The sequence below is a fragment of the Halomonas binhaiensis genome, assembly GCF_008329985.2.
Lineage (GTDB): Bacteria > Pseudomonadota > Gammaproteobacteria > Pseudomonadales > Halomonadaceae > Halomonas > Halomonas binhaiensis.
In genome coordinates this window covers 2,421,193-2,436,276 of record NZ_CP038437.2, presented here as the reverse complement: position 1 = coordinate 2,436,276, position 15,084 = coordinate 2,421,193, and the positions used below count along the sequence as shown (strand labels likewise).

Sequence of the window (15,084 nt, the reverse complement as noted above, 5' to 3'; positions counted from 1 at the left end):
CTCGTGGCTCGTGGCTCGTGGCTCGTGGCTCGTGGCTCGCGTCAGGCCTTCTCGGCAGCCTTGCGAGCGGCTTCGCGTTGCTGGCGCTTGGTTTGACGGCGTTGTTCCATGTCTTCGACAGCATCAATACCCAGATGCTCTTCACCACGCTCGCGTGCCAGGCGAATCTGGCGTTCACGCTCGGCAAAACGTGCTTTCTGCTCGTCGCTCAGTGTGTCGTGGCAGCGCGGGCAGCATACGCCTTTCTGATATTTACCGCTGTGCTTGTCTTCTTCGGTAATAGGCATGCGGCAGGCATGGCACTGGTCATAGCTGCCGGGCTGAAGGCTGTGGTTCACCGTGACACGATCATCAAAGACAAAACACTCGCCCTGCCACATGGTCTCTTCCTGAGGCACTTTTTCCAGATAGTTCAGGATGCCGCCTTTCAGGTGGTAGACCTCTTCGAAGCCCTGTTCCTTGAGATAGGCGGTGGATTTTTCGCAGCGGATGCCACCAGTACAGAACATGGCCACTTTCTTGTGACGTGATGAATCCAGTGTCTGCCTGACGTAGTCAGGAAACTCCCGGAAGGTGGTCGTATTAGGGTTGACTGCACCCTTGAAGGTGCCGACTTCGACCTCGTAGTCGTTGCGTGTATCAATCAGCAACACATCCGGGTCGGAAATCAGGGCATTCCAGTTCTCGGGATCCACATAAGTGCCCACGGTCTGGCGCGGGTCGATCCCCTCCACCCCCATGGTCACGATCTCACGCTTGAGCTTGACCTTGGTGCGCATGAACGGAGGGTGCTGAGTCAGGGACTCCTTGGTGTCCAGCTCCGCCAGGCGCGGGTCGGAACGCAACCAGTCGAGCAATGCATCGATGGATTCACGGTTGGCAGCGACAGTGCCGTTGATGCCTTCACGGGCCAGCAGCAGAGTGCCACGCACCTGGTGCTGCAGCATGGTAGCGAGCAAAGGTTCACGCAGGCTCTCGAAATCGTCGAGGGTCACGAACTTGTACAGGGCACATACCACCACGGGCTGTGCCTCGGATGTTGCCGTCATGGTCATTCCTTATGCGGGCCGGAGCGTAAATCCGGAGCAGGTTGAAAGATCAGGTTGAAAGAATAGGGCGCGAATTGTACGTCAAAAATGTGTGAATTTCTGCATGCCTGGTCGTTTCTCCTTCTGACTCTCTTCCTGGAACCGTTTTCCTCTTCCCAGAAGCACCTTTTCTAGAAGCACCTTTCCAGAAAGAAGCACCTTTCCAGAAAGAAGCACCTTTCCAGAACCGCCATCTTTTCATGTTCCACCAGTACCGCTTTTATCTCTCGTTACTTTCTTATCTCTCGTTACTTTCTCACTCACTGCTTATCAATCTACTCGCCAGCTTTTGTGCACGAATCTGCATGGAAGACGCTTTTCATAGATTGTCTATTGCCGTCGAGCGTTGGGCACGCCATTAATTACATATTGTTTCATTTTGGCGACATAGAGATACACACCGGTTGGGTCACTGGACGGCAGCCAATGCATGCCGCCAATGAAAAAGCAGGGCCCAGGGAGCAGGGCATAACAAAAAAGGACAGGGAACATGTCACTAATAATCACTTTCAAGCCATCGCCATGCCGCTGGAAGCTCGCCGGGTTCTTGCTGGGATCTTTGCTCACGGGGCTGTTGAGCAGCCCAGGCGTATCAGCACAGGAGCGCTTGAATGATGAATTGTTGCGCCTGCGACAGAACGACGAAGTGCTGCGTCAGCAGCAGCGTGAGGAAGCCCTGCGAGAGCGTCTCGAAGAACGGCCTGATGTCCGTCTGAATGTGCCACTTGAAGCCTTGGAACGCTTCCCGGATCAAGAATCCCCGTGTTTCGTCATCCGTGAACTGCACGTGCAGGGCGAGGCCATCGAACGCTTTGGCTGGCTGCGGGATGCGGCGCTAGGTGATAGCGAGGAAGATTCTCCGCTGGGGCGCTGTCTGGGCACCCAAGGCATCAACCTGGTGCTCAAGCGCACCCAGAATGCCCTGATCGATCGAGGCTTTGTCACCAGCCGGGTACTGGTAGAACCGCAGGATCTCAATGATGGCACCCTGATATTGACCCTGGTGCCCGGTCGCATTGCCCATGTGCGTTGGGCAGACCCCAACCCCAAATGGGCGAGCTGGCGCAATGCACTGCCGGCACGCCCGGGTGACATCCTCAATCTGAGAGATATCGAGCAGGCGCTGGAAAACTTCCAGCATCTGCCATCCGTGGATGTGGACATTCAGATTGCGCCGGGTGGAGAGCCTGGCGAAAGCGACTTGGTCATCGCCTACCAACAGAAGCGACCACTGCGTGCCAGCGCGTCGCTGGATAACAGTGGCACCGATGCCACCGGTCGTTACCTCGCCGGTGTCACGCTGTCCTATGACAACCCGCTGGGACTCAACGATCTGGCGTATATCTCGCTGAGCAAGGATGCCGGTGGTGGCTATCCTGGCCCGCGTGGCAACAAGAGCCGGCTCGCGCACTATTCCATTCCCTGGGGCTACTGGCGCTTGAGGCTCGATGCCAGTGATTACGCCTACCACCAGAGCATCGCTGGGCCTTCTGAGACAAACGAATACAGCGGTACCAGCCGTGATCTCAGTGCCACGCTATCGCGGACGGTCTACCGGGATGCCTCGCGCAAGACCACTGTATCGGCGGGCGCCTTTCAGCGTCAGTCACGCAATTTTTTCGAAGACGGTGAGATCGAGGTGCAGCGCCGGGTGGTAGGCGGCTGGGAAGCCGGGATCGACCACCGCGAGTTCATCGGCAACAGCCTTTTGAATATCCAGCTGAACTATCAGCGCGGCACAGGGGCGTTTGGTTCCTTGCCCGCTCCTGAAGAAGTGGAGACGGACTTCGGGGCAGATGCTGATATCAAAGGCACCTCGCATTTCGAGCTGATCACCTCCACGACGGATCTCAGTGTGCCGTTCCTGCTGGGAGAGCAGTCGCTACGCTACCTCGGCCAGTTGCGCCTCCAGCACAACCTGACACCACTGACACCCCTGGAGCAGTTCTCCATCGGTAGTCGCTATAGCGTGCGCGGCTTCACCGATAACACCCTGACCGCGGAGCGTGGCTGGCTGGTACGCAACGAACTCGAGGCGGATGTGGGGCGTAGTGGCCAGTCCCTCTACGTCGGGCTCGACTACGGGCAGGTCGATGGCCCCTCGACCAAATGGCTGCTGGGCAAGCGCCTGGCAGGCACCGCGCTGGGCGTGCGCGGCAGCCTGGGTAACAGCCGCTTTCAGTATGACGCTTCGATTGCCGCACCGTTGCTGAAGCCAGATGGCTTTCAGACCGACGACTACGACCTCGCCCTGAGCCTGTACGTGACCCTGTAGGAGGAACTGGCCCATGAACCGGCAATGCTATCGCTTGATCTTCAGCCGCGTGAAAGGCCGTTGGGTGGTGACCTCCGAGCAGGCATCGCGCAGGGGCAAAGGGAGCCGAGGAGAAGGTGCGACCCTGACAGGAGCATCAGACCTGTCGCTTCCGCTCGGTAATAACGTTTCTGCACTTCGGCCACTACGTATGGCGGTGTTGCTGGCCAGTATGGGCCTGGTCGGAGCAGATATTGCACAAGCACAGATCCTGCCGGATCGTAACGCCCCTTCGAATCAGCGCCCTCATGTCGTCAACACGGCCAACGGCACGCCCCAAGTCAATATCCAGACCCCCAACCGCAAGGGGCTGTCACACAACACTTACCGCCAGTTCGATGTTGACGGCAAAGGCGCCATTCTCAACAACTCGCGCAACAACACCCAGACTCAGATCGGCGGTTGGGTGCAGGCCAACCCCAACCTGGCCAAAGGGGAGGCGCGGGTCATCCTCAATGAAGTCAACTCTCGCGACCCCAGCCGCCTGCGCGGGCCGATTGAAGTGGCCGGCAGCCGGGCCGACGTGATCATCGCCAACCCGGCGGGCTTGCAGATCAACGGCGGCAAGTTCATCAACGCCAGCAATGTCACCCTGACGACGGGCAACCCGCTGTATCGCGATGGCATGATCAACGGCTACCACGTCGGCGGCGGCAAGATCGAGATTGCCGGTGGCGGGTTGGATACCCGCGACAGTGACTACACGGCTCTTCTAGCTCGCGCCGTTGAAGTGCAGGCTCAAGCAAGCCTGCAGGCCAACGACCTGACCGTGATCGCCGGGGCCAATCGCATCAGTGCCGACCTCAAGGACGTCACCGCGATTCAGGGCCAGGGCACGGCCCCGCAAGTGGCCATCGACGTGGCCCATCTAGGGGGAATGTACGCCAATGAAATCCGCCTTGTGGCAACGGAAGCCGGGGTCGGGGTCCACAATGCCGGTCAGATTGGTGCCCGGGCGGGAGAACTGCGCGTCACAGCCAATGGCCGGGTGGAAAACACCGGTCTGTTACAGTCATCAACGTCAAATACTTGGCTCTCCGCCAAAGGCGGTATCCGCAATAGTGGTGATGTGACAGCCGCTCGCGAGCTGACCCTCACCACCCCGCGTGACATCGACAATAGCCACGGCACGCTCAGCGCCCCGCGCCTCGACTTCCAGGCCGATTCTCTGAGCAACCTGTATGGCGAAATCGAACAGACCGGATCGCAAGCTCTGGCCCTGAACGCTGGGTCGCTCTCCAATCGCCAGGGTGGACGTATCGGCCTGCCCGAGCCTGATTCAGGCGGTGGTAACAATAGCGGAACGGATAGCGGCACCTCAGGGGGAGGTTCCAGCGGCAATGGTGGGGGTGCCAATAACGGGGGTGGCTCGGCGGGCGACGGCTCAGACTATATGCCGGAGGTACTGGCCGATGGTCGCCTGAATATTGCCAGCACGCTCAACAATGACGCGGGCACCATCAGTGCCGCGCATATGGATCTGGTCAGCAGCACGGGGCTCAATAACGCAGGCGGTCATATTGGTCTCGGCGAGCTGACCCTGAAGGGCGGCAACCTGAATAACCAGGGCGGGGAGCTGATCATCGATGGCCCTGCTGATATTCAGGTCAATCAAGTCAACAACAATGCAGGTGTCTGGCAGATATCCGGGCCCCTGACCTTCACCGCCCAGGATGTCTATAACCGAGGCGGTACTCTAGCGCTGAGCGATACGTCCGCAACCACCCTGAATCTTTACGGTGCTGTTGATAATGGCCACGGTGTTTTCGACAACACCCAAGGCACCCTGACGAGCAACGCCAGCCAACTGACCCTGAAGACCGGTACGCTATACAACGAAGGCGGTACCATCGAGCATGCCGGCAGCGCTGGGCTCATGCTGAGCAGCGCTGATCTGTACGGTCGCGATGGCACTATTACAACCGCTGGCGCCATGCAGTTGACGGCAGCGGAGGTGGATCATCGCGGCGCCACCTTGAATGCCGAGCAACTGACACTTGACGCTGACAGCTTCGATAGCCGCGGTGGCCACATTGTCCTGGGCGGCGATCAGCCCAGCACCCTGACGGTACGCCATGCCCTGAATAACGGTGCCGGCGGCACCCTGGCCAGCAATGGCGATCTGGACATTCGTGCCGCGACCCTGGGTAATGCCGGTGGGCAGATTCTGCATGCCGGTGACGGCCAATTGACCGTCCACACTCAGCGCCTGAATGGCAATGGCGGCACCATCACCAGCAATGGCTACCTGGGCCTGTACGATGGCAGCTTCGATCTGAGTGATGGCACCACCCAGGCCCAACGCATCACGGTGGATGGCCAAGCGCTGATCACTGCCGGCGGCAGTCTTACCGCGCTAGGCAATGGGCAGCTCACACTGACAACCACCGGACACATCGATAACCGCGCTGGCCGCATTGCCACCAATGGCGACCTGTGGCTCGAGGCGCTGTCTGTCAATAATCAGGCAGTTAACCATCAGGGCGGCACGTTCAACGTGTTTGGCGATGCCCACTTCGATGTCGCCGAAACGCTCGACAACTCCCAAGGCACCATCACCAGTGGCGGTGACCAGTCGATACAGGCCGCGACCTTCCGCAATGTGTCTGGAAGCGTCGAACATGCCGGGGATGGCACGCTGACCATCGACACCGCCCAGTTGAGCGGCAACGGCGGCACCATCGTCAGCAACGGCCACCTGGATCTTTACGGCGGCATTCTCGATCTGAGCAATGGCACCACCCAGGCTCAACGCATCACGATCGATGGCCAGAGGCTGATCACCGCTGGAGGTCGTCTTGTCGCGCTCGGCGGTGACACGCTCACGCTGACGACTCGTGGGCAGCTCGATAACCACGGCGGTACCCTGCAATCGGGCGGCGATGTGGTGATCAAGAGCCGCGGGCTGAATAACGCCAGTGGCGCCATCCTCGGCACCGCACTTGATATCAACACCCGCAAGCAGACGCTCGACAACAGTGCCGGCGGCACCATTGCCACGATAAAAGGCCGTGCAAACGATCAGGGAACTGAAGATGGCTATCTGATCATTCATAGTGGCGAGTTGAACAACGACAGCGGACTGATTCAGTCGTTGGCCGACCTGTCCATTGATACTGCTGGCAAGGCACTGATCAATACCCATACCCAGGGCGATGATGATACCCCACGTGGCCTGATCAGTGCTGACAGCCTGACCCTGACGGCGGGTAAGTTGAACAACGATGAAGGGGTGATCGGTGCCGCCGCGGATGTCACCTTGACCGCCACTTCACTGAGTAACAAGGGTGGCACCGTTCAGGCCGAACAACAGCTGGCGGTCAGTGTCGACAAGACCCTCGACAACAGCGCTGGGCTGTTGGCTTCTGCCACAAGTGATGTGGACCTGACCAGTGGTGGCAAGCTGACCAATGACAAGGGCATCATTCAAGCCCAGGGCAAGGTCGATAGTACAAGCCGTGGCCTCGGCAATGTCGGCGGCACCATTCTCGGCACACACATCGACATTAATACCCGTCAGCAACTTCTCGATAACCGCCAGAACGGCGTGATTGCCACGCTCCCCAGTGAAGCGGGTAAAGCGCCCTCAGGCAATGGCAGCTTGATCATCCACAGCGGTGAGCTGAATAACGATAGCGGCCTGATTCAGTCGCAGGGCGATATGGTTGTGGATACCGCGGGTCATACCCTGACCAATACTGACACTCAGGCTCAGGGCGAAGATGACGCGCAACGTGGCCTGATCAGTGGTGGGGCGCTGACGATCAATCCGGACTCGAACTTGATCAATAATGGCGAAGGCGTGTCTGGCGATGTCAACAACACTGGCGGATGGATCGCCGCCCAACAAGCCCTCAACCTCCATGCCGCCAAGCTGATTAATACCGAGGGTGGCGTGATCGTCGGTGCAGATAGCGTCACCCTGAACGCCACGTCATTGGCCAACCAGGATGGCACGGTACAGGCGGATGGGGCCCTGACCGCCAACGTCGACCAGCAAATCGAGAACCAGCGTGGCGTGCTGGTGTCCCGCGAAGGCGATACCCACCTGACCAGTGACGGCAAACTGTTCAACGATGGCGGAGCGATTCAAGCCCAGGGACGCGCCGACATCATCAGCGCAGGCCTCAGTAATATCGGCGGCTCCATTCTTGGTGCGGAAATCGACATCAACACCCGTAAGCACACCCTCGATAACAGCGCGAATGGCATCATTGCCACGCTCAACGACAACACGGGGAAAGCGCTTTCCGGTGATGGTAGCGTCACGATCCATAGTGGTGAACTCAATAACGATACCGGCCTCATTCAGTCTCAGGGCGACATGGTGGTGGATACGGCCGGCCAGACCCTGACCAATACGCACTCAGGAGAGAAAAGCGGTCTGATCAGTCGTGGGGCATTGACGATCAACCGCGAGAATGGCGAAACCGTGTACGGCGATGTGCTCAACGATGGTGGTGTGATCTCAGCGCAGCAAGCCCTGATCGCCCATGCCTCCACGCTGAGTAATACCGGTGGCGGCGTGATTCTCGGCGCGGACAGCATCACCCTGGATGCCCTGTCGCTGGATAACCAGAGCGGTGCGATTCAGTCGGATGGGGCGTTGACCGCTGCCATCGGCCAACAGATCGACAATGAGAACGGGGTGCTGGTTTCTCGGCAGGGAGATGTCAGCCTGACCGGTGGTGACAAACTAAGTAATGACAGTGGTGTGATCCAGGCGCAGGGACGCGCCGACATCATCAGCACTGGGCTCAGCAATATCGGCGGCTCGATCCTGGGCGCCGAGATCGACATCAACACCCGAAAGCAGACCCTTGACAACAGCGCCGGCGGCACCATTGCCACGATTTCTGATAAAGAGGGCGAAGCCCCAGCAGGCAATGGCGCATCCCAAGGCCCCGAAACCGGCCTAGTGACGATCCATAGCGGGGCACTGAACAACGATAGCGGCCTGATCCAGTCGCAAGGCAACATGGTGGTGGAGACCGCCGGTCATACCCTGACCAACACCAACTCAGGAAAAAAAGGCGGCCTGATCAGTGGCGGCGGCATGAACCTGACGACAGGTGACCTGGATAATGCCGCGGGCCTGGTTTCTGCTAAGCAAGCCCTGATCGCCCATGTTGGAAAATTGAGCAACAAGCAGGGCGTGATAGGCAGTGCGGCCAAAGTCACCCTGAATGCCCGCGGAGTGGGCAATCAGGGTGGCCAACTGCTAGCGGGCGAGGGTCTCTCTGTCATTCTCGAAGGCCCTGCCATCAACCGTTTCAGTGCCAGCCTCGATACAGTGACCGGCGGCCAACTTGATAACACCGAAGGGTTGATCTCTGCCGGCAGTACCTTGTATGTCAATGCCAATACCCTGAATAACAGCGAAACGCTTTCCGATGATCCGAATAGCGTACTCGGCCTGCAAGGCGATACGGTCGAGCTTCATGCCAGCCAGATTGACAATGCCAAGGGCCTGATCGCTGCCGACAGCAAGATCAGCATAACGAGAGGCGGTGGTAACGGATCTCTTGATAACAGCGAAGGCATGATTGCTTCCCAAGGGTCGCTGGATATCACGCGGGATGCCATCACCAACACCGCTGGCACGTTGTTCTCGTCGGGTAATCAGACGCTGACCGCCGATACGCTCAGTGGCGATGGCCGTGTGCTGTCTCAGGGCGACCTGACCGTCACGCTTCGCGATGACTTCACCAACGCCAAGGACGCCGAAATCACCGCCAACGGCAAGGTGGTGTTCGATACCCAGGGCAAGCTGACCAACCACGGCGTCATGCAGGCGGATGACCTGCGCGTGCATGGCGCGGAGGTGGATAACCGCCTCGGTGGTGTCATCAGTGCTGGCAATACCGAGGTGATTGCTGATGGCAGCCTGACCAACCGCGGCCTGATCGATGGCGACACCACCTATATCAACGCCACCACCCTCGACAATATCGGCAGCGGGCGCATCTACGGTGACCATCTCGCCATTCAGGCGGATACCCTCACCAACCGTAAAGAAACCCTCGATGGCGAGACGGCCTCCGCCACCATCGCTGCTCGTGAACGGCTCGACATTGGCGTCGGCACCCTGGTCAATCGTGGCAAGGACAGCCTGATCTTCAGCGCCGGTAGCGGCGCCGATGCCCTCAATATTGCTGGGCACCTGGATGACCAGCGCCATGCCACCGGCATCGCCGATCAAGTCGACAACATCGGTGCCACTATCGAATCCTTGGGTGGGCTCACGATTCACGCTCGTGAGCTGAACAACCTCAATCCCCACTTCACCACCGAGGAAGTGCAGGTCGAAGGGCCGACGGGTTATATCACCATCGTTGGGGGGAAGCGTTATCCCGCTCCGGGTATTGAATATGACGTCTCGCTGTTCGACTGGTACGACAAGGCAGGCGGCCAGTATGTGAAGCGTAATGACCCAGTTTCTGGGTTCACTGACAAGCCCGGTGGGGCGACGTACATTGCCTGGAATGGCACGCCGCCGCCCAAGGAAGATGCCGTACTGGGCTGGTCGCCAACGCCGCGTGTGGCGGATGCCGATTATCCTATCAATAATCCAGCCTGGACCTATTTTGGTGTGATGCCTCCCGCGCCAGAACCCAAGGAACCGCGCCCGGATGCCTTCACCACGCAGGAAGCCTATCAGGCCGCCCACGCTCAATGGCAAAGCGAGCACGCCAGTTGGGAAGCTGATTCACAGCAGCGCTACGCCGCGCTGGATGAGGAAATTGCCGCCTATAACACCACCTTCGGTACCGCCGAGCGCATCGCCGAGTGGCACCAGCATATTCAGGACTGGACCCAGTTCGAAGGCGAGCGCAGCGTCTATGAAACCCAGACGCTGGATAGCACGCCAGGAAAGATTCTTTCCGGCGGTGATATGACGCTGCAAGGTGGCACACTGCTCAACGACAAGAGCCAGATCATCGCCGGTGGCGCGCTTACGGCGGACTTCCTGCGTATCGAAAACCGCGATGCCGAAGGCACCCGTCGGGTGCATTACGAAGACGGTGGAGAGCGGTGGTTCACCGATGGCAAGCGCTGCAGTGGCAACTACTGTCGTTCCCGCGACTGGGAGTTGCTGGGCCCCTGGGTGCCTGCTGATGAAACCACCACCATCGACCTCAGCGTGGCGCGCATGGAAAGCCACCAGAACGGCAGCGGCGGCGACCATGGGCTGGAAGACCGCCACACTGGCAGCGTGGACGACGAGGCCCGTGGCCCACAAGCCGGCCCACAAGGTGGGGAGCTGAAGGATATCACCGCAAGCGATGGCGGACAGAGCGGCCAGATCGTCGAAGTGGTGGCCGTGGCCACCAAGACGCAAACCGGTGGTCGCAACATCGAAGGCGCAGACCTGGCACTCCCCGATAGCAATGATGTTGCACCACCCGATGCGAATGGCTCGGATATTGCCGGGCCTGATAGTGCCGCCGGGCAAGCGCTGGCCGAGGCCAACCCGGATACCCCTGAAGTGGTGCGCACCGTGTCGCCGGAACTGAGCGTACCCACCAGTTCGCTGTTCCAGCTCGCCCCGGCGACCAATGCCGACGTGCTGATCGAGACCGACCCACGCTTTACCGACCGGCGTGAATGGCTGAGTTCCGACTACATGCTCAAGGCCGTGCAGCAGGACCCGACCACCAGCCACAAACGCATGGGCGATGGCCTGTACGAACAGCGCCTGATCGCCGAGCAGATCATGCGCCTGACCGGGCTGCGCTATCTGGATGGCCAGCGCAGCGACGAAGACCAGTTCCGTGCCCTGATGAATGCCGGGCTGACCTTTGCCGCGGAACACCAACTGCGCCCCGGCATCGGGCTAACTGCTGCGCAGATGGCGCAACTGACCAGCGATATCGTGTGGCTGGTGGAACGCGAGGTGACCCTGGCCGACGGCAGCACGGAAAAGGTGCTGGTGCCCCAGGTGTATGTGCGCGTGCGCGAAGGCGACCTGAACGGCGATGGCACCCTGCTGGCCGGGGACAGCGTGAACTTCACCACCCGCGACGACCTGGTCAACAGCGGCACCATCGCCGGGCGCACCGCGGTCGAACTGAATACCGACAACCTGCGCAACCTCAATGGCCGTATCACCGGTGACAGCGTGGTCGCCCATGCACGCACTGATATCGATAACATCGGTGGCGTCATCGACGCCGAGCGCCTGCTGGAGGTGTCCGCCGGGCGTGACATCAACATCGAAAGCACCACCTCCAGCGGGGTAAACCAAGTCGGCGCGTCGGACTTCTCGCACACCATGATCGACCGCCTTGCCGGGCTGTATGTCAGCGGTAAAGACGGCGTGCTCAAGGCCGAGGCCGGGCGTGACGTGACCCTGAAAGGAAGCGAGGTGATATCGACGGGCAGTGTCGGCATCGACGCCGGGCGCGATCTTCAGTTGGGCACCCTCGATCTCAGCCGTTACTCCCATGTCGAACGCGACTCGCGCAACTACATCACCGAACAGCGTGATAGCGAGGTGGGCAGCCGGATCAGCGCCGAGGGCACCCTGATCATGGACGCCGGGCGTGATGTCATCGCTCGGGCCGCCCAGGCCGATGCTGGCGGCGCCCTGGTCGCCCGTGCCGGCAACGATATTCGCATCGGCGCCGGAGAGGCCAGCCAAAGTTACAAGGAGGAATATAACAAGAAACACAGCGGCTTCCTGTCGAGCAAGACGACCAAGCGGCGTACCCGACGTGAAGAGAGCGAAGGTATTGCCAGCCAGTTTGGCGGTGACACCGTATTCCTTGATGCAGGGCGTGATCTGGACGTGATCGGCAGTGAAGTGATCAGCGACCATGGCACCACGCTCAGCGCGGGTGGTGATATTGGCATTACGCCTTCCGAGCATTACGCCAACGAGGACCACTACGAGAAGACGAGCAAGAGCGGCGTGTTCAGCAGCGGGGCCAGCATCACCCTAGGCAGCCAGTCGCAGAGTCTCGACCAGGAACAGCGTGGCATTTACCACAGCGGCAGCACGGTCGGGGCCATCGATGGCGATGTCAACATCCTGGCCGGTGGCGACTATCAACAGATCGGCAGTGATGTGCTGGCTCCTGGCGGTGATATCAACATTACCGCATCGAGTATCGCTATCGTCGAAAGCCATGACAGCCTGAGCACACGCAGCGAAGAGCGCATGAAGCAAGGTGGGCTGTCGCTGGGTGTCAGCGGCGCGGTGGTCACCGCCATCAATACCGTGGACAACATGCGCGAGGCGTCGCGCAACACCGATTCCGAGCGCATGCAGGGGCTGGCCGCTGCCGGTAGCGCGCTGCATCTCTACAACAATGCCGATGACCTGGCGGCTGCCGGGCAGGCCCTGGCCAGTGGTGATGTCAGCAATGCCGGCTCGCTGTACATCAGCATCGGTGGCAGCAGCAGCAAGAACGTCACCGAAACCGACACGCGCACCGCCCGTGGCAGCCAGGTACTGGCCGGCGGGGATGTCACCCTGATTGCCAGTGGCGAAGGCGCTGACAGTGACCTGCACATTCGTGGCAGCGAAATCAACGCCGGTGGGCAGGCCAACCTTGCCGCCGAAGGCGACCTGCTGATCGAGTCCGCCGAAAACACCTCGACCCTGGAACAGGACAGCCGCAACCACAGTGGCAGCATTGGCATCAGCATTGGGCAGCAGACCGGTATCACCGTGGCGGCCAGCGTTGGCCGTGGCGAGGGTGAAGGCGATGACCTCGTGCACACCAACAGTCTGGTCAAGGGCGGCGAAGGTGTGCGTTTCATCAGCGGTGGTGATACTCGCCTCGAAGGCGCGCGTATCGAAGCGCCGCAGGTGCAAGGAGATGTCGGCGGCGACCTGACCATTGCCAGTCGCCAGGACACCAGCGACTACGAGTCGAGCAGTTTCCAGGCCGGAGGCAGCATCACCATTGGCCCGGTCAGCGGCGGCAGCCTGAGTTTCAGTGGTCAGCAAGTGGATGCCGAATACGCCTCCGTCACCGAGCAAAGCGGCATCTTCACCGGGGATGGTGGCTTCCAGATCGACGTGCAAGGCAACACCGACTTGATCGGCGGGGCCATTGCCAGCACCGACAAGGCGGTCGAGGAAGGCCGTAACCGGCTGGATACGGCCAGCATCACCACGAAGGACATCATCAATCAGGCCGAGTATGACGGCCAGGGCATCGGGATCAGTGCCGGTTTCGGTGAGACCAATAATAACCCCGAGTTCACCGGCAGCCAGATTGGTGTGGCCGAGGAAAGCGGCAGCGACAGCGGCATCACCCGGGCTGGGGTCAGCGGTATCGCCGGCCACAAGGATATTCGTACGGGCGACGACGCCGGCGGCATCGAGCCCATCGTCGACCCGCACGAGTTGGAGAAGGAACTGGATGCCCAGGTGGCCATTACCGGCCAGTTCGGGCATGAAGCCAGCGAAGCCTGGGGCGAACAGGCCAACGGCCAGTGGCTGGATGCCCTGGAGCGCGGCGATAGCGAAAGCGCCCAATGTTGGTCTGCCAACGGTGCCTGTCGTGCCGTCGGCCACCTGCTGATTGGCGGCGCCACCGGCGGTGTAGAAGGGGCGGCAGGGGCCGTGGCCTCCACCCAGGTGGCTCCTGCAGTGGCCAACGCCTTGAAAGACAGTGGCTTGCCGCAGGATGTGCAAACGGCGATTGCTGCACTGGCGGCAGCGGGAGCCGGTGGTGTCATCGGTGGAGCCCAAGGGGCGGGAGCGGCATATAACGAAGCCGAGAATAACTACCAAGGCTTTATACGTTTCGCTGCACAGGTCTGCTCCCGCAGGCCAGCTTGCGCAGCGCTGGCGGTTGGGGAAGGCGCCAAGACCCCGATTGGTGCGCTCGTTGCGGCAACCCTACTGATCGACGCCTGGAACAAGGAAAACAACCGCACCGAAACCCCGGCCAATGCCAATCAACTGCCCGGCATCCCCGGCTATCCCGCCGATACAGACACCCAAACCCCGAACACCGAATATCCCGCAGGTTATGACATCGATCGACCGGGACGGTTTGAGAACCCGGCGGAAAATCCGGCAGGGGATACGACCTCGCCAGGTGGGTATCAGCCAGAAGGGACGGACCTGATCGGTGGGCCGGTGTATAGTGAAGGGGATGTTTCAAATACGGCAGCCAATGAAGAGAGTGCTGTCGTTGATACGCGGAAGTTCTCTGACTATATCTTCAAGCCCGATGCAGACCACGGGAAGAATGTGGTGTTCGAGTCGCTAGGATACACAGCAGATGATTCTGCGAATCTATCGCGAATTTGGCAGGTCCAAGCTGCGCAGAAATATGCGAGCGGCGAATTTACCTTGGGTAAGGCCGACCAATATGGGCAGCGCATTAACATCGAAATCGCGTTGCCAGGCAAAGGTGCGGCTAGTGGCCAAACCAGCTATCTTCAGTCGGGTTGGATGGTTCAACCCGACGGCTCGCTGAAGCTCAATACACCATTCTCTGGTTTTACAAGGAGTCGTCAGTGAAACTTTCAATCTACAGCCGTGTTCGTTATGTCGGTTCGATGAACGCCAAAGAACAGATCAACCTGGGCGACATTGGATACATCATTGAAGACTACGGCGATGGGAATTACGAGGTAGAGTTTTCGGAACCCTGCGGGACAACTAGGGCCTTGGCGGTAATTGCTGGAGATGAGCTAGAGTTGGCCGAAAAATAG

4 protein-coding genes are annotated in these 15,084 nt (G+C 59.9%); 3 read left to right on the top strand and 1 reads right to left on the bottom strand.

Annotated elements, in window-relative coordinates; all coding sequences use genetic code 11:
• Positions 1–41 precede the first annotated feature (41 nt).
• Positions 42–1,049: an oxygen-dependent tRNA uridine(34) hydroxylase TrhO gene (trhO, locus tag E4T21_RS10700; protein WP_149284975.1), complete on the bottom strand. Its 1,008-nt coding sequence runs from the start codon at positions 1,047–1,049 to the stop codon at positions 42–44.
• A gap of 529 nt (positions 1,050–1,578) precedes the next feature.
• On the opposite strand from trhO, the gene E4T21_RS10695 reads away from it, so the two are divergent.
• The 3 genes from E4T21_RS10695 to E4T21_RS10685 are packed head-to-tail and all read left to right on the top strand — an operon-like array spanning position 1,579 to position 15,084.
• Positions 1,579–3,363: a ShlB/FhaC/HecB family hemolysin secretion/activation protein gene (locus tag E4T21_RS10695; RefSeq protein ID WP_149284974.1), complete on the top strand. Its 1,785-nt coding sequence runs from the start codon at positions 1,579–1,581 to the stop codon at positions 3,361–3,363.
• Between the two features lie 13 nt (positions 3,364–3,376).
• Positions 3,377–14,890 carry a two-partner secretion domain-containing protein gene (locus E4T21_RS10690; RefSeq protein ID WP_149284973.1) on the top strand — a complete coding sequence of 3,838 codons (11,514 nt, stop codon included), beginning with the start codon at positions 3,377–3,379 and terminating at the stop codon, positions 14,888–14,890.
• Positions 14,887–15,084, top strand: a complete 198-nt coding sequence (locus E4T21_RS10685; protein ID WP_149284972.1) for a DUF4926 domain-containing protein — start codon at positions 14,887–14,889, stop codon at positions 15,082–15,084. The genes E4T21_RS10690 and E4T21_RS10685 overlap by 4 nt, the downstream gene beginning before the upstream one ends.

Excerpts from the sequence above, each read along its gene's own strand:
- trhO (WP_149284975.1), bottom strand. The coding sequence starts at position 1,049 with ATGACGGCAACATCCGAGGCACAGCCCGTGGTGGTATGTGCCCTGTAC.
- E4T21_RS10695 (WP_149284974.1), top strand. The coding sequence starts at position 1,579 with ATGTCACTAATAATCACTTTCAAGCCATCGCCATGCCGCTGGAAGCTC.
- E4T21_RS10690 (WP_149284973.1), top strand. The coding sequence starts at position 3,377 with ATGAACCGGCAATGCTATCGCTTGATCTTCAGCCGCGTGAAAGGCCGT.